Raw genomic sequence first — 25,540 nt, 5'->3', positions numbered from 1 at the left:
TTTCTTGAAATCCTCACTGTGATGGCAGAAGCTATCGCCGACTCGGAGCGCAGGGCTTCGTCGGCCAGGCATCAAGCGAACCGCTTGACCAGACCGACAACTTGAAGCCCGCGCAACGTTGTAATTTCCGATGATCCAACATGGAGCACTAGACATGGACTTATCCAACCACTCCACCTTCGATTGGCTGCAATTCCCGGAAGGGCGCGCCAGATTTTCGGGCGGTGTGCGCGGCATCATGGATGAACAGCGTCATGAGACATTCGCGATCGAGGTGGATGGCGAAGAATACTTCGGCGAAATCCAAAGGGCGTTCCTGCCCAATGGCAACGACTTCAACATCGAAGTGGTCTCGTTTGGCTATGGCCGCGACGGCGACATCGGAATGCCGATGCGGGGGAGGACATGTCGGATCTTCGCGGCAACAGAAGCAAGCATCATCCATACCCTGATAGCTCAACTGATCGCTGCCGGGATCCGCTATCCGAATAGGCCATCCCTTCTAAACGAGTATCCGGACGCCCATTTCATGGGGCAAGTCCTTTTCAGGGATGGCTGGATTCTAGTTGCCGATGATGGAGCCGCGACATGAGCGACGACTACTCCAAGCAGATCGAGCAGATCAGAAGAGCCCAATCGCTGGAGGAAATCCAGGCGGTCGCACGCCAATATCCCGCCAAAGCCATAGGCGAGGGAGGCATCCTCTATAGCCGCCCGGTCGGCGAGGTATCGTCCGAGACGATCGCCAAGGAGCTTGCGAGCAAGACGGGCGAGCCCATCATCAACAACACGCCACGGGCGCAATTCCTTGGCGACAAGCAGGTCGAAACTGCCATCCACGATGCGGCAGAGCGCCTCTTCAAAGGACAGGGCCAAGGTCTTGAGCAGGCCGGGAAGTCCGCTGGTGATTTTCTGTATGGCAATCCCAAGGCTGTCGCCAGGAGCGCGACGTCATTGGAAGGCTCCCTTTGGGGCGAAGCGTCGCATGAATTCGCAGGCTCGCTGCGCGGCGACATCAAGGTGGTCGCCACCAACGCCAACATCGAACGTGTCTTCGGCAAGGTGGAACTGCCCGCCATCCTGGAGAATCCCAACGTCAGGACCTTGGGCGGGCAGCCAATAGGCGAGTTGAAAGCCACCTACGCCCAAGGCGGGGCCGATGCCGTGCTGCCCAAGGTGCAGGCGCAGTTCGTAGAGGCAGTGCCCAAGGGCATCTTCGTGTCGCCCGAGAACGTTGATCCAAAGATCACCAGGGTCACGATTTCGCGCGAAGCAGCCGCGACCCTCGGCGCAGATGCCGCCAAATTTCCGCCCGCCGCCGAACTGGCAAACGCGGGCCTGACCCGGGCGCCGACCGGATTCGGCGCGCCTGCGGCATCGGTGGGAGAAGCGGCCATCACCGGTGAAGCGGTGGCGGCGTCCAAAGGCCTGCGCCCCGGCATGCTGGCGAAAGGCGGGACCGTGATCGCGGTGGCCGCGCTGGCATACGACTTCTCCACCACCGGCCATCAAGTGGTGAAGCTGGAAGCGCAGGGCAACGCGACAGGTGCCGAGTCGGCCAAGACCCATTTCATCGGCCGCAATGTCGGCGGTATCGGCGGCGGCATCGCCGTTGGCTTCCTGGCTGGCGCCGGATACGGCCTGGCGGGTGGCTCGCCGAGCGGCCCGGGCGCCCTCGTCACGTCGGCGATCGGCGGCGTGGCTGGTGGCGTCGGCGGTGCCTTCCTCGGCGAGAAATGGGCGCAGCAGAAGGATATCGACAGCGTCTTCACCCAGAAGGACCGGGACGGCAACGAATGGAGCCGCGATCCCAACGATCCGAAAGGCACCTGGTCGCGGGTGGCGGAGACGCAACAGATCAAGGCCACGACCACCGCATCGCCGGAAAGCGGAAGCGCCACCTACAGCAAGGTCAGATACGTGGCCGGCGACGTGCTGGCCAATCAACTGAACTACAAGTCCGCCAACGCGTCCTACGAATTGGGACTGGCGAATCTGTCGCAGCCGCAGAACCCCTACTCCATCCCATCGGGCAAAGGCGAGACCCCCAGCCTGGACGGGGAAGGACACTGGAACCGCAATCCGCAGACCCACACCTGGTCGCGGACGGTTGTCGACCAATACATCGAGCACGGCATGAAGGTCACCCATGCCGAAACCGCCACCCCGCAACGCGCGGCCGAGCTGGACCAGGCCTCGAAATTGATCATCGCCCAGAACGCGGCCAACACGCCGGCCGCGATCGCTGGCCGCTACGAAGTGGCCTACAACCAGTTCGGCTGGCACCAGCACGGCGACATGCCGGCCGCGGTGAAGCACGCCAGCGCGCAGACCGACTCCCTGCAGGCGTCCGACGGCCACACCTACACGCGTGGCGCCAATGGCGAATGGGCGACGCCGGGCATGATCTACAGCACCAACCAGGCCCAGGGCAACGTCCGCGACGAATTGAACGAAGTGCATCGCAGCCAGCAGGCCGGGTTGCAGGAATACGCCGCCATGGCGGCCGAAGCGCAGGCCAATCCGACGCTGCCGAAAGCCAAGACGATGCGCGGCATGGTGGCCGGCGCCTACGCCAACGCCGGGATTGCGCGAACCGAAGCGGAGATCGACGCCGCCACGGCCGCCGTCTCCCGCACTCACGCCCACGACGGTCTGGATGCCGGCAAGCCGTATTCCCTGATGCTGCAGCCCGACCCCAAGACCGGCCGCCCGGGGCCGAACAGCGCGATCGTGACGATGATGGACGATGGCCGCGACGGCTTCCTGTCCGACAGCAAGATGGTGCCCAAAGCGATCACCACCGCGGAAGACATCAAGCAGGCAGAAAAGCCGGCACTGGAAGGCAAAGGCCCGGCGATCCAAAGCGGGACCAAGCCACCGGAATCCCCATCACATGCATCCTTGCCGGCGCACGGCTCACCGACATCCGCCGCCACCGAGCACACCGACAAGCAGGCTTCGCCCCTCGGGCAACTGCCCCCGAACGATCAGGCGCTCTTCGCGAAGCTCAGGGATGGCACGCCACCCCATATCGCGGACGACCATGTCGCCCACGCCATGCTGCTGAGCAAAAAGGAGGGCATAACCGACGCCGGCAAGATCGATGGCGTACGACTGGCGGGGGACACGTTATGGGTGACGGGGACCACGCCGGGCTTCAGGACTTCGGTCAACACCAACGAACCCGTCCCCTCGTTGCAGGAAACGTCGCAGCAATCGCTGGCGTTCAACAAGCACCAGGAGCAGCAGCTTGCGCAGGAAGCGACGCAGCGCAATCAAGATGTCCCCGGTCGTGGAGGACCGGCGGTGTAATTGCCTTACAGGCGCTGAGCGATAGCGCTGCCTTGTCCAACATCTGAGCGAACGAACATGCCAATCACCCTCACCGCAGAAAGCGAGTTGATCGTCGGCACCGCCTTGGTCGTCGAGGCGCAAGCGCCCGAAGAGCCGTTCGTGGCCGTCTTCGAGGACGACGGCGACACCGGCTATTTCTATGCGGTCGACCCGTCGGCGGATGACAACCCGATCCAGGACGCGCTGCACATCTACAACGCTGCCGATGTCGCCGACAGGGAGACGCCTTCCGAAGTGAAGATCGGCTGGTCCCAGGACAGCAAGAAGGCGGTACTGCTGATCAACGGCTATCCGCATGCGATCTTCGATTTCGAAGCCAAGCGCGGCTATTGCCGCACCGGGTTCCCGCCCGCACCGGAAAACACTCCCTGGGGGCTGCACGGGCATGCGTGGAGCGATGCCGCCGTGGAGTTGTTCGCGTAACCCGCTCCCGGAGCCAGTCAACAAGACAAGACGCCAAACCACTGGGGCTGCTGCTCGAACCTGGAAACAGCGTGGAAGCAGCAGCCCCCATCACGTCCCACTCGCCCCATGCAGGTCCCGCTCGCCACATAGGCGCGCCCGCGCCTATCGCCGTGGGTAAACTTGCTCGACATGAACGCGCCATCCCATCCATCAGCGGCAGGCATCCATGCCGCCAACGGCGCGGCATTCACCCGGAACGCCTTGATCGTGTTGTGGACAGGGTTCTGTCTGCTGATGATCGGCGTCGCCCTGCAGGAAGGTCTGCGCAATCCGCTCACCCGTTGGTGGGAGCCGGTGCTGTGGGAAGGAAGTTCCGCGCTGGTCGCGACCGGATGGATGTGGCTTGCGTTCCGGGTGCGTGCACGCCATGCGCCGTCTCTGGACAAACCCCTGGCCTGGTTCGGCCGCTACCTGCGCTGGTTGCCGGTGGTCGCGCTCACGTTCGTCGTAGCGGTGTATGCGATCCGGCATGGCGTCTATGCCGCGCTGGGCCTCACCTACGCGCATCCAAGCTGGCGCTATCTGTTCGTATACGAGACCGCCAAGCTGACGGTCTTCGTGGGGCTGTGGCTGGGGATCCTGTTTGGACTCGAGTCGCATGGCCAATGGCAACTGCAACGGACGCGCTTGCTGCAAACGCAGAAGGCATTGGCCGAAGCGCAGCTGGCGCAGCTTCAGGGGCAGCTGCGGCCGCACTTTCTGTTCAACGCGCTCAATACCGTTTCTTCGGTGATGCATATGGACGTGGCGCGGGCCGACCGCCTTTTGGCGGCACTCGGCGACCTGTTGCGCACCAGCCTTGGGACAATCGAGAACGAGATGACGCCGCTCGCTGCGGAGCTGCGCACGCTCGAGCTGTACGCGGACATCATGCGCGAACGGTTCCGGGATCGGGTGACCCTGACCTGGCAGGTCGATCCGGCATTGCTAGACGCCAGCGTTCCTGCTCTCCTGCTGCAACCCTTGCTGGAGAATGCGTTCAAACATGCCGTCGAGCCCACGCTGGCGCGCGTGGACATCACGATCAGTGCGCGAGATGAAGGCGGCTCGCTGGAAATCGAAGTGCGTAATTCCGGTTCCATGCTGCCGGCGCTGGAGAGGCATGACGGGTTGGGATTGCGCAACTGCCGGGAGCGGCTGAGCATCATTTATGGCGATGCTGCATCCCTGGTCGTCCGCAACGAGGGGGGCGGTGTCGCCGCGCGCGTCTCGATCCCGCTGGTGGAGGCCACGCGATGATCCGCGCCGTGATCGCCGACGACGAGGCGCCCGCGCGCGAGAAGCTCGAACGCTGGCTGGCGGAGCAACCGGGCATCGCCGTGGTCGGATCGGCCGCGGACGGCTTGTCGGCAGCGCACTGCATCAGGCAACTCCGGCCGCACGTGGCGTTTCTCGATGTGCGTATGCCGACGCTGTCGGGACTGCAGGTCGCGGCGCAACTCGAACCCTCGAGTGCGCCGCTGATCGTGTTCGTGACCGCCTTCGATGCGCATGCCGTGAAGGCGTTCGACCTCAACGCGATCGACTACCTGCTCAAGCCCTACGACCGGGATCGGCTCACGCGCACCGTGCAACGCGTGCGCGAGCGGCTGGACGCGCACGAGTCCGGCGCGGCAGCGGTCGCGATAGGGCGGGCACGCGCCCCGGAGTGCGAACGCCTGCTCGTGCCCGATGGCGAACGGCTGCACCTGATCGAGACCGCATCGATCGAGTGGCTGGAAGCCGACGACAACTACGTGCACGTGCATACCGCCGCGCGCACCTACCTGATGCGCAGGACCCTGCAGGATCTGCTGGCGCAGCTGGGCGAACAGCGTTTCGTCCGCATCCATCGGTCGGCCGCGGCGAACGTCGCCTGCATCGGATCGCTCACGCCGCTGTTCAAGGGCGACTACGAACTCCATCTCCGCAACGGTCGCACCCTGCGGCTCAGCCGGCGGTATCGCGAAGCCTTGTTCGCGCGCATGGGCTGGTAGCGTCCTCCTCGCCACGGCCGGCCTCCGTCCGCCCCAAATCCGCTGCTGGCCAGCTGCCGATCGCGCAGGCTTCCCGATATCGCGGATACGGGAGACCCAACCGATGCTTGCCACCACACAACCGCAGGAACGCTACGACTTCCTGGACTGGTTACGCGTCATCGCCATCTTCGTGCTGTTCTTCTTCCATACGGGGATGATCTTCGTCGGTTGGGGCTGGCATGTCGTCAACAGCCAGACCATCCCCTCTCTCGAGTGGCCGATGGACATCGCCCACCGTTTGCGCATGCCGCTGCTGTTCGTCATTGCCGGCGCCGGCATGTGGTTCGCGCTGCAGCGGCGCAGTACCGGACTGTTCCTACGAGAACGCACGAAAAAACTGCTGCTGCCGCTGATCGTCGGCATGTTCCTGGTCGTCCCGCCGCAGATCTACTACGAGCGGCTGCTGCATGGACAATGGACTGGCGGCTATCTGGATTTCTACCTGGCGCGCGTTCTGCAATTCCATTTCTACCCGGCCGGGGATTTCAGCTGGCACCACCTGTGGTTCGTCCTTTACCTGTACGTGTACGTGTTGCTGCTGCTCCCCGCAATGCTGTGGTGGAAGCGAACCGCAAAACACATAGCGCCGGGAAAGTGGCTTTTCCTGCTGGGGATCCCGCTGGGCGTCAACGAAGCCCTGCTGAAACTGCGGTTCCCGGAGACGCACAATCTCATCAGCGATTGGTACATCTTCAACCACTACCTGCTGCTGACGGCGTACGGATACTTCATGGCCTCCATGCCCGGTGTCTGGAAGTGGCTGTCCGATTTCCGCCGATGGTCGCTCGCCATTGGACTCGCGGCGTTCTTCTTGCTGATCTCGCTGTTCGCCACGGGGATCATCCTGCACGACTCCCTGATCGACAGGGTCGGCTCCAATCTCTTCACCTGGCTATGGCTCATGGTGTTCCTCGGTTACGGCTACCGCTATCTTTCCCGCACGAATCGCGTCCTTGCCTGGGCGAAGGACGCCAGCTATCCGTTCTACATCATGCATCAGACGATCATTGTCGCGATCGGCTACTACGTCATCCAATGCGCGTGGGGGCCTTGGATGAAATACTTCGCCATCCTGCTTCTCAGCATGGGCGCGTGCCTTGTGCTTTACGAGGGGTGCCTGCGGAGGTTTGCCGTATTGCGCCTTGCCTTCGGGATGAGGGAGAAGCCTGCGCGTTCGGGTCATGGTTCGAAATGACGCCCCTATCCGAAAAGTTTCGTTCGTCCGCTGCTTTCCTGGGCGGTGCGGGGATGCCAAAGAACAGGTAATCAGTCGGTTGCCATCCGTGCTCCGGGGACATGCTGTCGCGGCTGAAGCCGCTCCTACAGGGGACTGTGCATCGGCGATGCGCTAGCCGCTGCAAGGCAACAACGGCAGGCACGGGGCCGGCCGCAGTCCGTCCTCGCCGTGCCAGGCCGGCGTGCGCGGCGGCGCGTTGGCGTGCAGGTATGCCTTGGCGCGCAGTGCGTCGAGGTCGTGGATGCGCAGCAGGTTGCGGCGGCGGCTGACCAGGCCGCTGCGCTTCCATTGCTGCAGCTGCGCATTGAGCTTGGAGCGGCTGACGTTGAGCATCGCCGCCAGGATGCTCTGGTTGGGCGGCAGCGCGATCGCGCAGCTGCCGCCGCGCTGCCACTCCTGCACCTCCAGCTGGCGCAGCACGTAGCGCGCCAGGCGCACTTCCAGCCGGTGCAGGCACATGCTTTCCAGGCTGTCCAGCGTCTGCCGCAGACGCAGGCGCAACAGTGCGTCGATGCGCTGGTGCAACACCGGCGCGGCCAGCAGCGTGGCGAAATGGCGGCGCGACAGCTTCAGCACGGTGCTGGCGCCGAAGGCGATGGCGGTGAAGCTGCGCCCGTGCGGTTCGAGCAGTGCAGCCTCGTCCACCAACCCACCCGGTTCGATGGTGCCGACGATCAACTCCTGCCCATCGGGGCCATACAGCACCTTGTACAGGCGTCCACGCACCAGCACGCCGACGAAACTGCTCGGGTCGTGCTTGAAGAACAGCACGGCGCCGGGCGCCAACTCGCATTCGCTGGCGTGGTCGAGGAGATGGTCGAGCAGTCCGCCAGGCAATCCTTGAAACAGCATCGACCGCTCCAGCAGCGAGCGGTAGCCATCGTCCGTTGCATGCGGCTGCAGGCCGGCGCTGCCGTGGATCGGATCGGCGATGTCTTCGGCCGTCGGCGCGGCGACTGCAAGAACGTCCATAGCCCCCCTTTTCGGGCCCCGCATTGCGCGGCGCCCGGCATCGACGTGCCCGGCCATGGCGGCAACCGCGACGCAGGCCGGCCTTGGCGGGTCATGATTGATGGGAAAGCAGCGCGGTGGCGCTGCCGCTGCGTGCCGCTGCCCCGCGCGCCCAGGCGCGGCGGTATCGACACGGCGCAGAAGGAACGGCGCAACCGAGCGCTACGCCGTTCCGGATGCCGGCCAGTGCCGGCTCAGAGACCCGCCGGCGTGCCGCCCTTGAACGCCTGCAGCACGGTCATCAGGCTGGTGAGGTTGTCGGACACACCGGTCTGCGCGACCTTCTCCGACGCCCCCGCCGCGGCGGTGGTATCCAGGGTGTAGATCTGCATCACGCCCTGGTTGTTGGCCGCCTGCGCCAGCGTGTTCTGCTGCTGCTGGGAGGCGACCGCGTTTTCGTACAGGATGCCGCTGGAGTGCGCCAGGCTCTGGTAGATCGAGCCCATGGCGAAGGCCGGCGCCTCGCCGATGACCTTGACGTTGGACTGGGTGACGGCATCGGTGATCTGGTTGTTGACTGCGGTGGGATAAGCCATGAAACGCTCCTCGATAGGAAAGGAATAGCAGGCTCGCGCTCCGCGCTACCGTCGCCGCGCTACGGCGACGGCAAGCGGGCCGACGCTTACTTATTGGTGAACGCGTGGAGCACGGTCAGCAGGCTGGTGAGGTTGTCGGAGACACCGGTCTGCGCGACCTTCTCGGTGGCGCCGGCGGCGGCGGTGGTATCCAGGCTGTAGATCTGCATCACGCCCTGGTTGGCCGCGGCCTGGGCCAGGGTGTTCTGCTGCTGCTGCGCCGAGACGGCGTTCTCGAACAGGATGCCGGTCGAGTGCGCCATGCTCTGGTAGATCGACGCCATCGCAAAGGCCGGCGCTTCGCCGATGACCTTGACGTTGGACTGGGTGACCGCATCGGTGATCTGGTCGTTGACGGCGGTTGGAAATGCCATGTGTTCGCTCCTGGGTTGGCGTACGGCCCACGCCGTACGATCACTGAAAACGGCGCAGTGCAGGGACTGTGAAAGCAGGCGCCGCACTTGTCTCGCTGTTCTGCCAGGTTTTGGTGCAGTCCGGTGGGGCGTCGGCAAACGCGTGCGCATCGTCGCGCAGGATGGACGTCGGCGATGGCGATGGCGATGGCGATGGCGATGGCGCGATAGAACCGCATGGCCTGCGGTACAGTCGCCTTGCAGCTGCATCGCCTGCCTCGCAATAGCCGGTATCGCCAAGTGCGCTTGGCGACATGGCGGCGGCTGCCTACGGCACGCGCATGCGATGCCCGCAAGCGGCTACCGAGGCATTGCATTCGGCCGCCCGTGCACAATCGATCTGTGCGCCCCATCGAGCGCTGCCGCCATCGCCGTATTGCTGCGGCAAATACGTGCACAAGCGTCTTCCGCACGGATTGCACAGCACACACCGCGGCACTGCCGCACCGCAGATACGCAAACGCGCACGGCCGCGCACATCCGCCGGGAAAGCGGACATGCACGGCCATGCGCGTTCGGAGGGATCAACCCGGAGCGGGCGCTGCCGGCGTACTTTCGCCCGTCTCCGCCGACGGCGGCGCAGCGACCAATCCGGCCGCGCGCGCCGCGTCCACCACCGCCTGCATCTGTTGCGCCAGATTGCCGAACTCGCGATCGAAGCAAGCCTGCACTTCCTTGCTCACCAGGTTGCCCAGGCGATCGGCGATCTGCGCCACCAGCAGCTGAGTGCCGATGGTCTCGCCGCTCTGCGGCTGCCGCAGCCGGCTCGGACGCAGCGCGTCCAGCGACGGCGCGGCAGCGACCGCATCGAGCACCGCCTGGCCGCTGGCGCCGTCGGCCAGTTCGACGCCGCGCGCGGCGTCCTGCATGCCGTGCATCATTTGCGCGATCAGGCCATCCACGCGCTGGCGTTCGGCATCGATCAGCGATTTCGACATTTCCCGCGCCTTGGCCGACGGCTTGCTCTGCGTTGCATTGGCCGATTGCGCGAACGCCTGCAACTGCACGCGTTCGACCGGACTCAGTTCGCGCCCGAGCCAGCGCTGAGCGAAGCCGTACAGGGGATCGAGTTCGGATTCTGGGGTGTCCTGCATGGTGGCTCCCGATGGCGGATGTCTCGCGCGGTGCGCGCGCTCAGCTACTGGCCGACTTGCGCCCGCGCATCAGGTCGGCGTACTTGGCGATGCTCTGGTCGATCTTGTCGATGGCGAAACTGGCCGACTCCGCTTCCAGCGCGCCGGCTGCGGCCGCCACCGCCGCTGCTGCGCCGACCAGCACATCGGTCGCCAGCACGCCCAGCGCATCCTCGGCGGCCTGCTCGAGCTTGTTCTCGGCCAGGTTCTCGGTCATCTGCTTGATCAGCACGCCCTGGCTGGCCAGCGCCATCTTGCTGACGCCGTCGAAATAGACCGCCGCCGACTGTGCGACCAGACCGGCCGCCTGGCTGATCAGCATGTCCGAACCGATCACGATCTGCGATGGCGCGTACGCCATCGTTTCGGCATTGGTGAGCCGAACCGCCTGCACGATCTTGCTGTTGAGCGCATCGCTGGCCGGCGTCGGCATGGAGGACTGTTCCAGCATGCGCGCGTTGAACGTCCTCAGCATGGATGGCGGTGGCGTTGGTGGCGGCGGAGGCGGAGGCGAGGTCGGTGTTGCCGGCGACGACGATGCGCCATCGCTGACCGGGGCAGCCGCAGCGCTACCTGCGCTGGCCGCTGTGGTGTCCGCGGCGGTCGATGCGGATGCCGCACCGGCACCGCCTGCATCGGCGCCGCCAGCGCTTTCCGTCGGCGCAGCCGTCGATGCGGCGGCAGGCGCCGCCTCAGCGGTCGCGCTAGCAGCAGCGGTGGATGCGGATGCGGCGGGCGCGGATGGCGCCGTGCCGTCCACTGTCGGCGCTGGCGCGCCTGTCGTCGCAACGCTCGCCGCCGGTGCGCCGGATACCGCCGCAGTACCTGGCGCCGGCAGCGCTACCGCGGGCGCCGGCGTTGCGGCGGCCGTTGGCGGCGGGTTGGTCTTGCTGTTGAAAGGCCACATGCCACTCTCCTGAAGGATGGAACGACGCCGCGGTATCGCCCGGCGCTATGCGGACCGCGTCACTTCTCGCCGATCGCCATGATCAGCGCCACCGCCTTGGACACCACCGCGGTGGAGATCTGGTTGAGCGCTTGCTGGCTATACACCGCGTTCTGCAAAGCCAGCCCGGTGGAGTGGCTGGAGACCTGGTACAGCGAAGCGATCGCCTGGGCGGGCGCCTCGGCCACCACCTTGACGTTGGTCTGGGTGACCGCATCGGTGATCTGCGAATTGACGAGCGTGTTGTCTGCCATGAACCTGTTCCTTCGTAAGTCGCCTGCCGGGAGGCGCTGCGGTTGTCACGGACGGAGCCGTGAGTCAGCCGCAGCACCCGCGATGCCGCAGCCCGCGCCGGCCCGGCGTTGAATGAAAACGCCGCCGTGGGCGGCTTGTGAAACCATGGCCGCGCACGCTCACTCCGCCACCAGCGCCAGGCGCAGGCGCTTGCGCAGCAACTCCACGCGCTTGCGCACCAGCGGCTGGTTGATGCTGAGCAAGTTGGCGATCACCGGATACGGCAATTCCTCGACGAAGCGGTAGCCGAACAGGCGCCGCTGTTCGCGGGTCAGCGCCGCCACCGCGGCGACCACGCGTTCCATCTGATCGCTCAACTCGGCGCGCTGCAGCGCGGTCATGCCCTGGTCGGCCACCGTGTCCACGTCGTGCGCCTCGTGTTGCCGATCCAGCGGCTCGCCGCCACGACGACGCCTGACCGCGTCCAGGAACACGTGGCGCAGCACCACGAACAGGAATCCCTGCGCATCGGTCATCGCCTCCGGCGAGCGGCGCATGAACAGCAGCGCCTTCACCGCGGTATCCGACAGCAGGTCTTCCGCCGCATCCATGCGCCCGTTGGCCAGCCGCAACGCACGCCTGCGCAAATCCGGCAAGGCGTTGCGCCATGCCCGGGTAAACATCTCGTCGGCCCTGGCGAAACGGCCGGCATCCCCTTCTTCTTTCCCCGTTGCCACATCCATCGCACGCACTCCCGAAGTCCCTTGTGCAACGAGTCTCTGCGGGGCCCGCAAGCAATAGCTGTTCCCTGGGTGACAACGCCACGCCGCATCGGCGGTGTGCCGCGCCACATGCGGCATGCCGCGTTGCTTTGTCTACAAATGCATACGCGCATGCACCGCAGCGGCCGCGTTTCTTGTCGCGCGCGTACGCAAAAAGAAGGGCCTGCTGCGCATGCAGTCAGGCCCGGATCGGAACGTGCCGGCGTGGATCAGCGAGGCTGCAGCAGCCTGACCAAAGCCTCGCGCACGTCGGGGTCGCTCAAGGCACGCAGCAGCTGTTCCAGGTTGGGCTGGTAAGGCTGCTCGGGCTCACTCGCCGGCGGCACTGGCGACTGCGGCGGCGCCTCCGCGGCGGCGTCCGACGGCGGCGTGTCTGCCGCCACAGCCGGCGGTCGCGCCAGTTGCTCTTGCCACAGGTACTCGGTGATCTCGTCCATCGCACTGTCCCCTTGCGTGGATGTCACGGCTTGGCGGGCGGCGTGCGCCGCACCACGACCACCGACGCAGGACCTTTGAAGCCATCCAGCGATTCCAGGCCCAGCGGATCGGCGTTGACCTCGAGCATGCTCGGCTGGCCGATGGTCGCCCGCCAGTAGCCGAGCGCGAGCTTGCGCAGCAGCGCGGCCACGGTCTGCAACAGGTCCACCTGCAGATCGTTCTGGTTGTTCGGCAGCAGCGTGTAGATCAGCAGCACCAGCATGCGCAGGTACTCGTGCTGCACGCCGGTATGCTCCACGCCCTGGCCATCGGCGCCGAGCAGATAGGAGCGCCAGTTCTGGAACACCAGCAGGCTGCGCACCATCGCCTGATAGCGCGAGGCGGCAGCGGGGTCGTCGCCGGCGCAGTACAGGGTCAGCTTGCAATACGTCTCGAACATGAAATCGTCCTGCGCCGGATCGTGGATCGGCGCCAGCGCGTCGGTCAGTAGCAGCTGCAGCGCGGCCCGGTTCTGCTGCAGCGTCGCGGCCAGATCGTCGGGCTGGCTGAGGCCGATGAAGGTGGCGACCTGCGCGCGGCTCAGCCCCTGCGCTTCCATGCTCAGCACCGCGTTACCGACCGCGGCGAGCACGTCGGTATCGATGTAGCCGTCCAGATGCCGGTAGCCGCGATTGAGTCGGTAGCCTTGCACCGAATCGAACAGCGCCGAGGCGCCGGTGATCGCGTTGCTGCCCAGGTTGGTATCGAAGGCCAGCCACGGATAGCGCGACACCATGTAGCTGCGGTAGTAGTAGTCGTGGCCGAGACGGAACGCGTACAGCGGATTGTCCTGCACCAGCGCGTGGTAGCAGTCGGTCGACGGCGTCGCCGATGGCTGGTCCAGCGCCTCGCTCAGCGCCATCACGTTGCGCTTGGCGTGGTAGCCGGCCAGCTCGCGCGACAGCGGCGCATTGATGTCGAAACGGCGCAGCACGTGCCCGGCATGGCCGAACGCGGTATTGGTGAACAGTTCCTCGAACAGGCCCTGCGGCGTGGCGGTCCCACGCGTGCCGCGTGGCGTGTCGCGACGCTTGGCCTGCGCCGCGTTCCAGGCATCGAGCACATGCGCGGACAGCGCCGAGTAGAACGCCTGGTCCGGCTCGCCCGCCTGATGGATGTAATAGCCGGTGAGCGAGCGGTTCTCCGTGCCGAAGCCGCTGCCCTCGCCGCAGTGGATGTGCACGATCGCGCGCAACGCCCGCTTGCCGTCGCCGCTGCCGAAGTTGCCGCGCAACGCATCGGCATTGGCCTGCAACCAGGCGAACAGCTCGCCGTAGTTGCCGACCTTGTTCTCCGCGCCCAGCAGATCCAGCCCGACGATGGTCGCGTAGCCGTCGTCCGGCCTGGCCAGCAACGGCTTGACCTTGTCGGTCAGATACTTGGTCAGCGCCCCATCGGGCATGTACTGGTGCGGCGTGTGCACCAGCAGGCGGTAGTCGGTGCCGTTTTGCGCGTTGTACTGCTGCGCGAGCGCGGCCAGCTGCGGGATCTCGTCCTCGGTGGCCGCGCTCTGGGTCAGCAGCACGCCGTCCTCGCGCAGGTAATCGAAGGTCGCGGTCACCCACAGCCTGTAGTCGGCCTGCTGCGTTTCGCTCCAGCTGCCATAGCGGGCCGGATCGCCCTGGCACAGCTGCTTCACGAAATTCCCGCGCAGCTTGTAGGCATCGTCGAACGGGGTGTACTTGCTGGCGCTGTACAGCTTGTTGTTGAAGTAGCGCACCAGCTCGCGCAAGCGTGCGTCCGGTCCTGCCGCGGACGCCAGCGCCGGGGCGACGATCTCGCGGCCGACCAGCGCATACAGCGCCGGCGACTGCGGCGGCAGGGCCAGTTCTTCCTGCAGATAGCCCGCGTTCGCCGCCAGCACCTGGCAGGCGATGTACAGATTTTCCGCCACGCACTCGGCGCGCTCGTACTCGGCGCGATTGGCCTTGCGCAGCAGCCGTGCGAACGGATTGCTGGCCGGATCGGTCATCAGCGCCAGCGCATAGTCGAACAGCAGCAGTTCGCCCTTGGCCAAGCTGTGCGCATCGTTGGGATAGAAGCGCTGCGCCAGCAACTGCGCCAGTGACGGACCGGCCGCATCGTCCTGCTTGCGCTGGGTCGGCAGGATGCCGGTGAAGTGGCTGTGGTAATCGCAGACGTAGCGGGTCAGCTGGGTTTGTTCGGCGAGCTTGAAATAGGCCATGGCGGTTCCTTTTGAGAAGAGACGGGCGGCATCCGCCGCCTAGGGACGAGAATGAAAGCCGGATCGCTCCGAGTCCGCAGCGCAGCGCGAGCTGGGACGGTCGGCAGCGAGCGCGGCACGTTGCAGCGCATCGATCGCATCGTCGCGCCTGGTCGGCGCCAGCGGCTCGCCGGGATGCCGAGTCGTGATCGGCTGCTCGCGGACGATCCGCAATGGATCGCGGTAAACCTTGGCCATGGCCATGGCCGACAGCGGCTGCGCACGCGTGTCCCACGACGGAGCCAGCATGACCGCGATGCACGCCAGCGCCACGCACCATGCCTGACGCAGGCGCGCGCGGCGCCGAACCCTGCAACGTGTCCATGCCGATCGGAAATTGGACCGTCCACCTGCCCTGCTGACCATGGCGATTCTCCATTTGGAAACGCACTGCCATCGGCTCGCGCATGCCTCGTCCGCGCAGCGCGCTGCAGGCATCGCGCGATGCTCGGCGACACTGCCCTAAACGCCGCCTTCGTCGCGATGTGAAAAAAGGCCGCGCCCGGCGGATGACGGGCGCGGCCAGTGCGTGGCGCAGACGGATAGGTTCAGCCGGCGGATCGGAGAGAGCGTGCGGCTCGGCGTCGCAGGTCCTCGCAGTCGTCGAGGCCGCCGTTTGCGTCCCGCACAGCCATCACGTGGTATTTAATTGATGTTAAATAGGTATCTTCCAGACCGGAAAAGGACCGGACCACCATGATGTACCCGACGCTGCTCCCGCTCCTGTCGCTGTTCGCAGTGCGCGCGATCGCCGCGCCCGCGCCGACCATCCCCACGCTCGGCCCACCCTCGCCGATCGTCTACAGCGAATTCGTCAACGCCGCTGCGCCGACCGCGCAGTGCCATGCCTCGACCCTGCTGGAAACCCGCGACGGCCTGCTCGCCGCGTGGTTCGGCGGGCGCCACGAGGGCGCCGACGATGTCGGCATCTGGGTCGCGCGGCGCGACGCGCATGGTTGGCAGCCGGCGCAGCGCGTGGCCGACGGCAAGCAGCCGCAGGGCACGCCGTTGCCGGCATGGAACCCGGTGCTGTTCCAGCCGGCAAAGGGACCGCTGCGGCTGTTCTACAAGGTCGGCCCGGACCCGAAGCGCTGGTGGGGCATGCAGATCACCTCCCACGATGGCGGCGCGCACTGGTCTGCGCCCGAGCGCCTGCCCGAGGGCATCCTCGGCCCGATCAAGAACAAGCCGGTGCAACTGGCCGACGGCCGCATCCTCAGCCCCAGCAGCAGCGAGGACGCCGGCTGGGTCGCGCACATGGAGTGGTCAGACGACAACGGCGCGCACTGGACCCGCGGCCCGGCCTTGAACGACCCGGCGCGGATCGGCGCGATCCAGCCCAGCGTGCTGGTGCACACGGACGGCAGCGTGCAGGCGGTGGGCCGCAGCCAGCAGAACCATGTGTTCAGCACCTGGTCGCACGACCACGGCCGCAGCTGGGGGCCGATGACCTTGCTTGACCTGGCCAACCCCAACTCCGGCACCGACGCCGTGGTCCTGGCCGACGGCCGCTCGCTGCTGGTCTACAACCCCACCGAAGCCGGCAAGGACTGGTGGGACGGCCGCGGCACCCTGGCGGTCGCCCTGTCCGCCGACGGCAGCCACTGGACCCGCGTCCTGACCCTGGAAGACAGCGCCAAGGACGAATTCTCCTATCCAGCGGTGATCCAGACCCGCGACGGCCTGGTGCACATCAGCTACACCTGGAAACGCACCCGCATCAAGCACGTGGTGCTGGACCCGAAGCGGTTGAGCGCGGCCGCGGCGCAGTCGGGCGGCAAGGAGTGAGGTTTGTTCGTCCTGGCATGCGGCGATCGCTGCATGGAACGCCATGTGTGGCTCGCGCGAATTGTCGATCCGACACCGCAGCCACCAGCGAACGCAGCGCGGGCTTCCTGTAGGAGCGGTTTCAACCGCGACACAGGCCACGATGAGATAGCAGGCTCCGGCAAGCCATCCGTCGGGGCTGAAGCCCTCCTACAGTGCACCCAGCCAGCCAATCGCAAGCTTCCCTGTAGGAGCGGTTTCAACCGCGACACAGGCCACGACGAGAAGCAGGCTCCGATAAGCCGTCCGTCGGGGCTGAAGCCCCTCCTACAATGCACCCAACCAGCTAATCGCAAGCCTCCATGTAGGAGCGTTTTCAACCGCGACACAGACCACGATGAGATAGCAGGCTCCGGCATGAAGCCCCTCCTACAGTGCATCCAGCCAACCAATCGCAAGCTTCCCTGTAGGAGCGGTTTCAACCGCGACACAAACCACGACGAGATAGCAGGCTCCGGCAAGCCATCCGTCGGGGCTGAAGCCCCCTACAGTGCACCCAGCCAGCCAATCGCAAGCCCCTTGTAGGAGCGGTTTCAACCGCGACACAGACCACGACGAGGCAGCAGACTTCGGCAACCAGTTAGGGCTGATGCTCGTCCCACAGTGCACATAGCAACCCGACCGCAAGTCCCTGTGGGAGCGACTTCAGTCGCGACGAACGGAGCCTGTCGCCCCACCGGTTTGATGATCTGTCAGGGCCGAAGCTCCTCCTGCAATGTCACTGACGCTGATCGCAACCAGCATCATCAGCTACAACCAGATCGCTCCGCCCCATTCGGTCGCTACGGGCGAATCACGCCCGCCCACAAACCACCAGCACCCCACTACTCCGCCAGCAACGCCACCATCCGCCGCACCCGCTCCACATCGGTCTGCATGCGATCGCCGCCCAGGCTGCGCACATGCGGATGCTGCATCAGCGCCTGCGACGCCAGCGGCCCACGCGCCGAACCATGGAACTCGCGCGCGCCGGTCAGCGCACGCAGCCGCGCCAAATTGGTATCGGATACCCCCGATCCCGGCATCACGCTCAAGCGCGTGCCCGCCTGCTGGACAAGTTCGGCGATCAGCGCAGCGCCCTCCTCCGCCGTCTCGCGCGCACCCGAGGTCAGCACCCGCTCGCAACCCAGCGCGATCGCATCCTCCAACGCACGTCGCGGATCGGCACTGACATCGATGGCGCGATGAAAGGTGACGCCGAGCGACCCGGCCGCCGCGATCAGCACCCGCATCGTCGCCATATCCACTTCCCCAGCCGGATCCAGCGCCCCCAACACCACCCCATCGCAACCCAGCCGCACGCACTGCTCCACGTCGCGGCGCATCGCCTCCACTTCCGCGGCGTCGAACACGAAATCGCCGACTCGCGGGCGAATCAGCACGTACAGCGGAATGGTCAAGCGATCGCGCAGCACCGCCAGCGTGCCGAACGACGGCGTCAGCCCGCCGCCATCCAGGCCGCCGCACAGTTCCACCCGCATCGCCCCGCCGGCTTGCGCCGCCAGCGCCGAACCGATCGAATCGGCGGCCACTTCGAGTCCCATCGGCACGGCCTGGCTCATGCGGCCGGCTTCGCGAAATGGCTCTGTCCCGGCAGCAACAGATCCTGCCGCTGCGCATCGCAGACCGCGTAACTGAAACCGGGCTGGATTGCGAACGCACCGACCTCGCCGCGCTTGTTCATCGCCAGGAAACCGACCTGCAGGTCGCGGGTCAACTGCGGCTTGCGCCGCACGATGCGCATCACCACCTCCCGGCAGGCCTCGGCCGGGCTCTTGCCCTGGCGCATCATCTCCACCACCGCGAAACTGCCGACATTGCGGATCACCTCCTCGCCGACCCCGGTCGAGGTCGCGCCGCCCACCTCGTTATCGACGTAAAGACCCGCACCGATGATCGGACTGTCGCCGACCCGCCCGTGCATCTTCCACGCCATGCCGCTGGTGGTGCAGGCCCCGGACAGATTGCCGTGCGCGTCCAGCGCCAGCATGCCGATGGTGTCGTGGTTGTCCTTGCCCCCGGGCAGCGTGCCCTTCTGGTAGGCGCGGTTCTCGATGTTCGCTTCCGGCTTGTACTCGGATTTCTTCAGCCACTCCTGCCACGCCTTCTCCGACGACGGCGTCAGCAACTTGGTGCGCTCGAAGCCCTGCGCCAGCGCGAACTGCAGCGCGCCGTCGCCGACCAGCATCACGTGCGGCGTCTTCTCCATCACCCGCCGCGCCACCGAGATCGCATGCACGATGTCCTCCAGCGCCGCCACCGACCCGCAGCCGCCGGTGTGATCCATGATGCAGGCATCGAGCGTGACCCGCCCATCGCGATCGGGATAGCCGCCCAGCCCCACTGTCGGATTGTCGGGGTCGGCCTCCGGCACCCGTACCCCGGCCTCCACTGCATCCAGCGCCGCACCACCGCGCGACAGCACCTGCCACGCCGCCTGGTTGGCCGCGATCCCGAAATCCCAGGTCGAGATCACCCGCGCCGCGCCACGCGGCAGCGGTGCGACGCCGCTGCTGGCCGCGGCCCGTGCGCGCGGCAGCGCGGCGGCCAGGCCGGTGGCGATAGCGCCGAAGGCGGCGGTCTTGAGGAAGTGGCGGCGTTCGTGCATTGGGTGGCTCCGGCGCGGGGAAGGATGGCGCAGCGCAAAGCGCGCGCGGTTGGCCTTGCATCATGCGGCAGAGCGGGGTGGGATTGAATGGGTGATGCGTCATCGAATTGCCCGTGGCGAGTCAGACGCAGATCAACTACATCCATGGCTGCCGCAGGACGATCCATCTACCAGCATCCGATCACAGTGCGGCCAATAGCCGACTAATGATCTTCACTTTGTCAATCAATAGAGTCCAATAGAGACTTGGCTGCCTGCCTAACATGGGCTGAGGGGTCATCAAGATAAGGACTTATGAGATAAGCACTATCAGACGAAATAAGCCCATCCAACTCATCAATTGCATTTTCTCGCACGATCGCGTCTTCATCATGAAGCCCACGCAACAACAAAGGCAAAGCTTCTTCACCCAGCCTGTCTTTTGCAAAGCGAAGGGTAGCGCCGCGAACAAACGGAGAAGGATGCTGCAGCTGCCACGAAACTGCAGACCAATCCGCAGCACCAATAAGCCTGAGTCCGTCAATAGCAGCAGCGACTATCAAAGGCTCATCATGGCTGATGAATTTTTTTATAACTGAATCACTTTCGGCAGAAGAAATTATTCCCAAGCCACATATTCCTGCACGCAGCCGTTTGACAGAAAGACTGTCTAGCATCATTTCCAATTGCTGCCGATATCCTGCCGCCAACTGAACAGCGACAATATCGTAGAAATCGTCATCATCTGATATTTCACAAAAAAACAATGCCATTAATTCATCGAAAGATTTATCAGAAACCCTCAACGCAATCTCCATTGCGGCCCCTACCCGTCCGTACAGCACTATCCACCAAACAGACCATACGTCCCAGACAGAAATCACTCTTCAACAAAAAACTTTATTTCATCTGATTTAATCTGAAGACACCCATCCACAAAATAAAAATACGCACCACCGCCTGCGACCGCAGGCACCCAAGAATTAATATTTCCAGACCTTGAATTATTAATTATTCCCAAAAAATCCATGGAACAGGAGGAGAAAGCAACTCCAATAAACACTATTCTACCAACACTCCTCTCTTTACTGGAAGAAGATTTATAATAACGCAACCCAACCTCGATCGAACAATCACCAAATTCAAATGACACACGATCGATTATCGCATCATGCAGATCCAATTCTAGAAAATCAATCTCCATCAGCTTCCCGCTCCCGTTAAGGCACTAAATATTATTATGACAGCCCCACCAACATAAATTGCAGCTTTTGCACCAGCGCTAATTTCCGGCGATTGAACCATGGGAGAGTAATTTTCATTAGTGACTGACTGCCCTGAGAAACCGTTCCTTAGAGCACATTCTTTAATGGATTTAGGAGCATCATCCCATGTTCCGCCATGAGATTCTCCACCATATTCACCACACTCCCCCTCCGCACCTTTGCACTCCCAATGCAAGTGCCTTGCCTTTCTTCCTGTCTTCTCATCGTATGTAAAATCTATCCTTATCCTGCAGCCTTTTCCGCAATCTATCCAGCGACCAGAAGTATGCTTTACAAGGCCGAAGATATCGCTATAGCGAAATGGTGCAGCCTCAACATATGAGTAAGTGCTGAAGCCGCCCTCTAACCCAATGGGATCACTCTGCCCATACCGCCCGGTCCCGGGGTCGTAGTCCCGGAAGTAGTTCTGGTTGAACCCCGTCGCTGAGTCATAGCGCTGCCCCGGGAAACGCATGTCGAACACGAACGTCGTGCCGTCCTTGTCCGGGTCCTGGTCCGGTGGGGTGTTGCCGAAGGCTTCGCCCTTGAGGTCCCATTTCCAAATCGCAACGTCGCGCACCGGGTCGATCACTGCGCGCGGCGTCCCTAGATGGTCGGGCTGCACGTAGCGCAGGCTGTTCTTGGCCAGCACGCCCACCGGCAGGTCGTCTAGCCAGATCGCCTGCTGCAGCGACGCGCCGTTGGCGTCGTAGTTGCCCAACCAGTGTCCGCTCTCGTCGTACAGCGTGTAGGTGTTGGTCTTGTCCACCCGACGCACCTGCTCGCCGCGGCCGTTGTAGCCGTACTTCATCACCACCGTGCCGGCACGCTTGGCCTGGCTCATCCGGCCCGTAGCATCGTAGGCGAACTCCTGCGCCGTGCCGCCGATGGAGAGGGTATTGCCGATCGCGTCGTAGGTGCGAGCCGTGCCGGCCACCGCGCTCAGGCGATGGTTGGTGGTCGGATAGGTGTAGCTCTGCGTGGTGGTATTGACCTTGGCACTGAGCCGGTTGCCGGTGGCGTCGTAGCTATAGCCGTCGATCACCGTGCCGGTCGGGCCGTCCTTGAACGCGGTCAGACGACCCAGTGCATCGTAGTCCAGGCTGACCACCGGCGCGGTGTTGCCCGCCGCGGTCAGGGCACTGAGGTTGCCGGCCGGGTCGAACGCGAAGCCGGTGCTCAGGCCGTCGCTGCGGGTGTCGCTGACTGCCAGCGGGCGGTAGTCCTGGTCCAGCACGCGCTGCATTGGACGGCCGTTGCCGTAGGACCAGCTCGCCACCGGGCCGAACGGGTAATAGGTCGCATTGCCCAGCAACACCTGCCGCGGGCCGCCGGCCGGGGTCACGCCCACTTCCGTGGTCTGGCCCTGAGCGTTGCGTACGTAGTCCACTGCCGCACCGTCGGGATAGGTCAGCCGGCTCAGCTGACCCGCCTTGGTATAGGCGTAGCGCAGCACGAACACCTTGCCGTTGGTGGTCTGGACCTTGCGCACCAGGTCGCCGAAGCGGTCGTAGCAGTAGTCGGTGCTGCCGCTGCTGTCCTGCATGCGGGCCAGGCGGCCGACCGCGTAGGTCTCACCGTTGGCGCATGTGGTCTGGCTGACGTCGTAGGTGTAGCTGACGTTGAGGCTGGTGGTTGGATAGGCCACCTTGGTCAGCCGGTTGAGCGCGTCGTAGCTGTAGGTGGTCTTGATGTTGCGCGCATCGGTCTGCGTGGCGCGGTTGCCGGCGCTGTCGTAGGTATAGGTGGTGACCCCAGTGTCCGGGCTGGTGAGCTTGGTCAGGTCGCCCAGGCCATTGTAGGCATAGGTGGTGTCCAGGCCCTTGGGATCGGTGACCTTGGTGAGGTTGTCGAGCGCGTCGTAGCCGAATTTGGTTTCGGCCGCGATGCCGCCGACGTCCTGGAGCGTGCGCGCCAGGCGGTTGAGCGGGTCGTAGTCGTTCTGGGTCTTGTGCCCCAGCGCATCGGTGACCGCCGTGGTGTTGCCGTTGGCGTCATAGCCGAAGTCGGTCGGGTCGCCGCTGGCGGTGGCCTGCGTGGCCAGCTGGCCGAGCTGGTTGTAGACCCGCGACAGGGTGCGCTTGAGCGTCCCCGCCGCGTCCTTGGTGTCTTCCTTGACCCGGTTGCCGGCGTTGTCCAGCGTGTAGTGCAGCGTGTTGCCGACGTTGTCGGCGATATCGGTCAGGCGGTGCGCCGCGTCGTAGGTGAAAGCGGTGAAGGCGCCATCCGGCTGGGTCACCTGCTTGACCAGGCCGGTCGGCCAGTAGTCGATGCGGGTGATGTGGTCGTCGCTCTCGCTGGTGTCGTCGGCGCCGCGGACCTTGCTGGCGGTCAGCCAGCCGCGCGGGTGGTAGCTGTAGTCGGTGATGGTGCCGTTGGCGTCCTTCACCGACAGCACACGACCGGCGCCGTCGTAGGACAGGTACTCGGTCACCTGGCCCAAAGCGTTGGTGACTTTCCACAGGTCGCCCCTGCGGTGCGGGCAGATGGTCGGCGCGCTGGTGCAGGTGCTGTCGTCGGCGGAATAGTACGTGTAGGCGAAACGGTCCATGACATCGCTACGCGGGCCATCGACCGTGGTCACCAAACCCAGCAACGGACAAGCCCCTGCATCGAGATCGGCCTGTTCGCAGTACTTCGTGGTGGACGTGCGGACCGTGCCGGCTGCGGGATCTGTACGGGACACTGTCAGCGCTTGGCCGCGAACGTTGTAGGTCCATGTTGACTTTTCGGTCAACGCACCTGCCGCATTGTAGATTCGGCGCTCTAGCGGGGCGGCGAAATCCGGATTCCAATCGGTCTGAGTGGTCCGTTTCTTGCCCGCTGCATCATTGGACGCCTCTACACGGGCGTCCAACAAACCCCTGGCGTTATAGACATAACTCGTGATGACGCCTGATCTCGTGATGCTAGAGACCTGTCCGTCGGCAGCATATTCATAAGACACGTCTTGCGGCGTACAGCTATCGCACGATTGCACGATCGAGACCGGCGACACGATACCGTCGACCAAGGCAAAACTGATCGTCTTGACACTACCTAGACTAGATGTAATGGCCGCAGCGGTCGTATAGGTTTCGCCATCGGCGAAGGCATAGTCCGCCATGTGTCGATCCACGGCATCGCCAAGATATGTCTCCAGTGCCTTCGCATCGCTTCCATAGAGCGACTTTGCATAACTTGTCGTCGAGTAACGCTGCTGCTGCTCGTCGATGAATCCCGTATACATTCCAGCCGGCGCATAGCCACTGATATGGTCTGGCTCGTCGTACAGATACTTCACTTCGTGCCCATCCGGATAACTTACCCGCTCCAGATCTTTGCTCGCCGTGTAGTAAAAGCGTAGCTGCTGCCCATCAGGCAACCACACGCCACTAACCAGCCCGTCGGCACCGTATTCGAATCGCATTGCTCGACCGACCGCATCCCTCACAGAAGCAAGGCGTCCCGCATCGTCGTAAGCGAGCACTTGCCTGAATCCAGACACATCCTGGATTTCAGACAATTGCCCTTTTGCATCAAAAATCTCCACATCCCCCTTGTTTTCACGCAACTGCCAACCCGCGATGGCTCCTCCGCCATCTACCGACATGGAAAGCTGCCCATCGCCCGGTACATCCGGCACCCAGCCCGAGCCAGACTGAGTGAAGCGCAGCGCCTCGCCGCCAGGGCGCGAAACATAGACGACAGGACCAGAAGACGTATCGAAATAGTTGATGCGGCGCAAATAGCTATGTGTACGATTTCGACCGAACACCTTCAACTCTTCAGGGTAATAGCTAATCCCGCGCGAGCTGTTATAGGTCAATGCCAAGGACAGCGGGAAAACCCCTTCCCCCCGGTACTCGACATGCGTCTCGAACTTATTGCCGACACCTGCATTGATCGGATCGCCGAAGCACTGCTCCCGACAGCGAGGCACACCCAGGACCGACCCAGGATTGAGCGGCGCCGTTCCTGCCACATAAGCGAATCCATTCTGATAGTCGTTAAGGCCCGCATCGAGCCCCAACGGATCCGAGTGAACAATATTGTAAGAATTACGCCCATGGCCGTTATAGCAGATCAGACCCTGCACCCAGGGCTGCAGCCCTGAATCCTTCTTGGCCAAAGATAGTTCGTCGCTACACTCCGCATACGCAGAAGCCTCATCGCACGCGTTGTAGCCGCATGCAGGATTCTGCTGACGCGCCGACCCCGCCGCCAGGGCTGTATTGTCTAGCGTCAACCATGCCAAACAAAACAATCCAAAAAAATGGCACAAAGGTCTTGCAATCCTAGCCGAGGCAAAGAAGCGTTCCATTCATTCTTCCTGATGAATAAGCTGCCGATACCCAGACGCAGCGACTGAGCCAAAAGAAACACGCCGGTAAGCGCAGCGCACCTCCGCCATCTCAACCGAATCTGCGCCCTGCGCCAGAGTCCTGGCATCGCTGCAGGACGATTTGATGTACAGGTGCGACTCGTTTTGTCAGAACTAGAAGCTCACTCAACCAACAGCCGAAAACCGCTCCCCAATCATCCCCTCGATCGCTTCCATATCCGGCAGCAACGCACTCTGCTCACCCAGCAACACACGCATGTGCACACCAGCAGGCAACGTTTCTTCGGAGGCGTCGGCAAGCAAACCATCGCGCGGAACCGAGATCAGTTGCGGGAAGGATTGGGTGATGAGGGCGAAGTACGGCAGGTCGGGGTTGCCGCCCAGCGCCTTCAGCACGACGATCTTGTTATTGGAGGCGACGGTTTCGCTGCCCAGGCCGGTGAGGCGGGCGAACGAGAGCAGCGGGACTTTCCAGCCGTACCAGGCGATCTGGCCGAGCAGCCAGTGCGGGGCGTCGGGCAGCGGTTCGACAGGCACGCGCGACATCACTTCGGCGACGGTGGCGTTGGGCAGCAGCGCCCGCTCGCTGCCGGCCTGGATCAGGACTCCGCGGATTTCGTCGTTGCTGGCGTAGCTGCTCATGGATTACGTCGTCCTGAAACTGG

At 64.1% G+C, this 25,540-nt stretch carries 24 protein-coding genes; 8 read left to right on the top strand and 16 right to left on the bottom strand.

Annotation, left to right across the window (positions count from 1 at the left end; translation table 11 throughout):
* Positions 1-154 precede the first annotated feature (154 nt).
* The 6 genes from HEP75_RS06155 (at position 155) to HEP75_RS06130 (ending at position 7,035) form a co-directional block, all read left to right on the top strand.
* A complete protein-coding gene (locus HEP75_RS06155; RefSeq protein ID WP_185815625.1) occupies positions 155-592 on the top strand; it encodes a hypothetical protein in 438 nt (145 codons plus the stop codon).
* Entirely contained in the window at positions 589-3,315 is a 2,727-nt protein-coding gene (locus HEP75_RS06150; protein WP_185825812.1) for a hypothetical protein, read from the top strand. Before HEP75_RS06155 ends, HEP75_RS06150 begins: the two co-directional genes overlap by 4 nt.
* 57 nt (positions 3,316-3,372) lie before the next feature.
* A complete protein-coding gene (locus HEP75_RS06145) occupies positions 3,373-3,780 on the top strand; it encodes a DUF2251 domain-containing protein (RefSeq protein ID WP_185825811.1) in 408 nt (135 codons plus the stop codon).
* A gap of 171 nt (positions 3,781-3,951) precedes the next feature.
* Positions 3,952-5,061 (top strand): histidine kinase, encoded by a 1,110-nt coding sequence (locus tag HEP75_RS06140; protein WP_185825810.1) that lies wholly within the window; start codon positions 3,952-3,954, stop codon positions 5,059-5,061.
* Positions 5,058-5,798: a LytTR family DNA-binding domain-containing protein gene (locus tag HEP75_RS06135; RefSeq protein ID WP_185825809.1), complete on the top strand. Its 741-nt coding sequence runs from the start codon at positions 5,058-5,060 to the stop codon at positions 5,796-5,798. Before HEP75_RS06140 ends, HEP75_RS06135 begins: the two co-directional genes overlap by 4 nt.
* A gap of 103 nt (positions 5,799-5,901) precedes the next feature.
* Positions 5,902-7,035 carry an acyltransferase family protein gene (locus HEP75_RS06130; protein ID WP_185825808.1) on the top strand — a complete coding sequence of 378 codons (1,134 nt, stop codon included), beginning with the start codon at positions 5,902-5,904 and terminating at the stop codon, positions 7,033-7,035.
* A gap of 153 nt (positions 7,036-7,188) precedes the next feature.
* On the opposite strand, the gene HEP75_RS06125 is transcribed toward HEP75_RS06130, so the two are convergent.
* The 5 genes from HEP75_RS06125 to HEP75_RS06105 all read right to left on the bottom strand — a co-directional run bounded on the left by HEP75_RS06125 (position 7,189) and on the right by HEP75_RS06105 (position 10,531).
* Positions 7,189-8,049, bottom strand: a complete 861-nt coding sequence (locus HEP75_RS06125) for a Crp/Fnr family transcriptional regulator (protein ID WP_185825807.1) — start codon at positions 8,047-8,049, stop codon at positions 7,189-7,191.
* Positions 8,050-8,282: 233 nt separating this feature from the next.
* Positions 8,283-8,624 (bottom strand): RebB family R body protein, encoded by a 342-nt coding sequence (locus tag HEP75_RS06120; protein ID WP_185825806.1) that lies wholly within the window; start codon positions 8,622-8,624, stop codon positions 8,283-8,285.
* A gap of 86 nt (positions 8,625-8,710) precedes the next feature.
* A complete protein-coding gene (locus HEP75_RS06115; protein ID WP_185815619.1) occupies positions 8,711-9,037 on the bottom strand; it encodes a RebB family R body protein in 327 nt (108 codons plus the stop codon).
* A gap of 563 nt (positions 9,038-9,600) precedes the next feature.
* A complete protein-coding gene (locus HEP75_RS06110; protein WP_185825805.1) occupies positions 9,601-10,170 on the bottom strand; it encodes a hypothetical protein in 570 nt (189 codons plus the stop codon).
* 40 nt (positions 10,171-10,210) lie between these two features.
* Positions 10,211-10,531, bottom strand: coding sequence for a hypothetical protein (locus HEP75_RS06105; RefSeq protein WP_255424014.1), 321 nt, complete (start codon positions 10,529-10,531; stop codon positions 10,211-10,213).
* Between HEP75_RS06105 and HEP75_RS06100 the strand changes: the two genes are divergently transcribed.
* Positions 10,530-11,129: a hypothetical protein gene (locus tag HEP75_RS06100; protein ID WP_255424013.1), complete on the top strand. Its 600-nt coding sequence runs from the start codon at positions 10,530-10,532 to the stop codon at positions 11,127-11,129. The genes HEP75_RS06105 and HEP75_RS06100 overlap by 2 nt on opposite strands.
* 46 nt (positions 11,130-11,175) lie before the next feature.
* Here HEP75_RS06100 and HEP75_RS06095 read toward each other — a convergent pair whose 3' ends face one another.
* The 5 genes from HEP75_RS06095 to HEP75_RS06075 all read right to left on the bottom strand — a co-directional run bounded on the left by HEP75_RS06095 (position 11,176) and on the right by HEP75_RS06075 (position 15,145).
* Positions 11,176-11,409 (bottom strand): RebB family R body protein, encoded by a 234-nt coding sequence (locus HEP75_RS06095; RefSeq protein WP_145702145.1) that lies wholly within the window; start codon positions 11,407-11,409, stop codon positions 11,176-11,178.
* Positions 11,410-11,568: 159 nt separating this feature from the next.
* On the bottom strand, positions 11,569-12,132 hold the full coding sequence (locus HEP75_RS06090) for a sigma-70 family RNA polymerase sigma factor (RefSeq protein WP_185825803.1): 564 nt from the start codon (positions 12,130-12,132) through the stop codon (positions 11,569-11,571).
* Positions 12,133-12,380: 248 nt separating this feature from the next.
* Positions 12,381-12,608, bottom strand: coding sequence for a hypothetical protein (locus tag HEP75_RS06085; protein ID WP_185825802.1), 228 nt, complete (start codon positions 12,606-12,608; stop codon positions 12,381-12,383).
* 23 nt (positions 12,609-12,631) lie between these two features.
* Positions 12,632-14,833 carry a hypothetical protein gene (locus HEP75_RS06080; RefSeq protein ID WP_185825801.1) on the bottom strand — a complete coding sequence of 734 codons (2,202 nt, stop codon included), beginning with the start codon at positions 14,831-14,833 and terminating at the stop codon, positions 12,632-12,634.
* A gap of 39 nt (positions 14,834-14,872) precedes the next feature.
* A complete protein-coding gene (locus tag HEP75_RS06075; RefSeq protein ID WP_185825800.1) occupies positions 14,873-15,145 on the bottom strand; it encodes a hypothetical protein in 273 nt (90 codons plus the stop codon).
* Between the two features lie 423 nt (positions 15,146-15,568).
* On the opposite strand from HEP75_RS06075, the gene HEP75_RS06070 reads away from it, so the two are divergent.
* The gene (locus HEP75_RS06070; protein ID WP_185825799.1) at positions 15,569-16,660 is read left to right on the top strand and encodes a sialidase family protein; all 1,092 of its coding nucleotides are present in this window, start codon (positions 15,569-15,571) and stop codon (positions 16,658-16,660) included.
* Between the two features lie 863 nt (positions 16,661-17,523).
* Here the strand turns inward: HEP75_RS06070 and HEP75_RS06065 are convergent.
* The 6 genes from HEP75_RS06065 to HEP75_RS06040 form a co-directional block, all read right to left on the bottom strand.
* The gene (locus tag HEP75_RS06065) at positions 17,524-18,243 is read right to left on the bottom strand and encodes a copper homeostasis protein CutC (protein WP_185826514.1); all 720 of its coding nucleotides are present in this window, start codon (positions 18,241-18,243) and stop codon (positions 17,524-17,526) included.
* A 14-nt stretch (positions 18,244-18,257) separates the two neighbouring features.
* Complete coding sequence (locus HEP75_RS06060; RefSeq protein WP_185825798.1) at positions 18,258-19,307, bottom strand: N(4)-(beta-N-acetylglucosaminyl)-L-asparaginase; 1,050 nt, start codon at positions 19,305-19,307, stop codon at positions 18,258-18,260.
* Between the two features lie 221 nt (positions 19,308-19,528).
* Complete coding sequence (locus HEP75_RS06055) at positions 19,529-20,104, bottom strand: HEAT repeat domain-containing protein (RefSeq protein WP_185825797.1); 576 nt, start codon at positions 20,102-20,104, stop codon at positions 19,529-19,531.
* 62 nt (positions 20,105-20,166) lie between these two features.
* Complete coding sequence (locus tag HEP75_RS06050) at positions 20,167-20,490, bottom strand: hypothetical protein (RefSeq protein WP_185825796.1); 324 nt, start codon at positions 20,488-20,490, stop codon at positions 20,167-20,169.
* The gene (locus tag HEP75_RS06045) at positions 20,490-24,854 is read right to left on the bottom strand and encodes an RHS repeat-associated core domain-containing protein (protein WP_185825795.1); all 4,365 of its coding nucleotides are present in this window, start codon (positions 24,852-24,854) and stop codon (positions 20,490-20,492) included. The genes HEP75_RS06050 and HEP75_RS06045 overlap by 1 nt, the downstream gene beginning before the upstream one ends.
* Positions 24,855-25,040: 186 nt before the next feature.
* Positions 25,041-25,517, bottom strand: a complete 477-nt coding sequence (locus tag HEP75_RS06040; RefSeq protein WP_185825794.1) for a chemotaxis protein CheW — start codon at positions 25,515-25,517, stop codon at positions 25,041-25,043.
* Positions 25,518-25,540: the final 23 nt, after the last annotated feature.

Origin of the sequence: Xanthomonas sp. SI (assembly GCF_014236855.1) — a bacterium.
In the GTDB taxonomy this organism is placed as follows: Bacteria; Pseudomonadota; Gammaproteobacteria; order Xanthomonadales; family Xanthomonadaceae; genus Xanthomonas_A.
The sequence above is the reverse complement of the archived record's forward strand: the minus strand, read 5'-3'. Positions and strand labels throughout refer to the sequence as shown.

Excerpts from the sequence above, each read along its gene's own strand:
- HEP75_RS06155 (WP_185815625.1), top strand. The coding sequence starts at position 155 with ATGGACTTATCCAACCACTCCACCTTCGATTGGCTGCAATTCCCGGAA.
- HEP75_RS06150 (WP_185825812.1), top strand. The coding sequence starts at position 589 with ATGAGCGACGACTACTCCAAGCAGATCGAGCAGATCAGAAGAGCCCAA.
- HEP75_RS06145 (WP_185825811.1), top strand. The coding sequence starts at position 3,373 with ATGCCAATCACCCTCACCGCAGAAAGCGAGTTGATCGTCGGCACCGCC.
- HEP75_RS06140 (WP_185825810.1), top strand. The coding sequence starts at position 3,952 with ATGAACGCGCCATCCCATCCATCAGCGGCAGGCATCCATGCCGCCAAC.
- HEP75_RS06135 (WP_185825809.1), top strand. The coding sequence starts at position 5,058 with ATGATCCGCGCCGTGATCGCCGACGACGAGGCGCCCGCGCGCGAGAAG.
- HEP75_RS06130 (WP_185825808.1), top strand. The coding sequence starts at position 5,902 with ATGCTTGCCACCACACAACCGCAGGAACGCTACGACTTCCTGGACTGG.
- HEP75_RS06125 (WP_185825807.1), bottom strand. The coding sequence starts at position 8,049 with ATGGACGTTCTTGCAGTCGCCGCGCCGACGGCCGAAGACATCGCCGAT.
- HEP75_RS06120 (WP_185825806.1), bottom strand. The coding sequence starts at position 8,624 with ATGGCTTATCCCACCGCAGTCAACAACCAGATCACCGATGCCGTCACC.
- HEP75_RS06115 (WP_185815619.1), bottom strand. The coding sequence starts at position 9,037 with ATGGCATTTCCAACCGCCGTCAACGACCAGATCACCGATGCGGTCACC.
- HEP75_RS06110 (WP_185825805.1), bottom strand. The coding sequence starts at position 10,170 with ATGCAGGACACCCCAGAATCCGAACTCGATCCCCTGTACGGCTTCGCT.
- HEP75_RS06100 (WP_255424013.1), top strand. The coding sequence starts at position 10,530 with ATGTCCGAACCGATCACGATCTGCGATGGCGCGTACGCCATCGTTTCG.
- HEP75_RS06105 (WP_255424014.1), bottom strand. The coding sequence starts at position 10,531 with ATGCTGATCAGCCAGGCGGCCGGTCTGGTCGCACAGTCGGCGGCGGTC.
- HEP75_RS06095 (WP_145702145.1), bottom strand. The coding sequence starts at position 11,409 with ATGGCAGACAACACGCTCGTCAATTCGCAGATCACCGATGCGGTCACC.
- HEP75_RS06090 (WP_185825803.1), bottom strand. The coding sequence starts at position 12,132 with ATGGATGTGGCAACGGGGAAAGAAGAAGGGGATGCCGGCCGTTTCGCC.
- HEP75_RS06085 (WP_185825802.1), bottom strand. The coding sequence starts at position 12,608 with ATGGACGAGATCACCGAGTACCTGTGGCAAGAGCAACTGGCGCGACCG.
- HEP75_RS06080 (WP_185825801.1), bottom strand. The coding sequence starts at position 14,833 with ATGGCCTATTTCAAGCTCGCCGAACAAACCCAGCTGACCCGCTACGTC.
- HEP75_RS06070 (WP_185825799.1), top strand. The coding sequence starts at position 15,569 with ATGATGTACCCGACGCTGCTCCCGCTCCTGTCGCTGTTCGCAGTGCGC.
- HEP75_RS06065 (WP_185826514.1), bottom strand. The coding sequence starts at position 18,243 with ATGGGACTCGAAGTGGCCGCCGATTCGATCGGTTCGGCGCTGGCGGCG.
- HEP75_RS06060 (WP_185825798.1), bottom strand. The coding sequence starts at position 19,307 with ATGCACGAACGCCGCCACTTCCTCAAGACCGCCGCCTTCGGCGCTATC.
- HEP75_RS06055 (WP_185825797.1), bottom strand. The coding sequence starts at position 20,104 with ATGGAGATTGCGTTGAGGGTTTCTGATAAATCTTTCGATGAATTAATG.
- HEP75_RS06050 (WP_185825796.1), bottom strand. The coding sequence starts at position 20,490 with ATGGAGATTGATTTTCTAGAATTGGATCTGCATGATGCGATAATCGAT.
- HEP75_RS06045 (WP_185825795.1), bottom strand. The coding sequence starts at position 24,854 with ATGGAACGCTTCTTTGCCTCGGCTAGGATTGCAAGACCTTTGTGCCAT.
- HEP75_RS06040 (WP_185825794.1), bottom strand. The coding sequence starts at position 25,517 with ATGAGCAGCTACGCCAGCAACGACGAAATCCGCGGAGTCCTGATCCAG.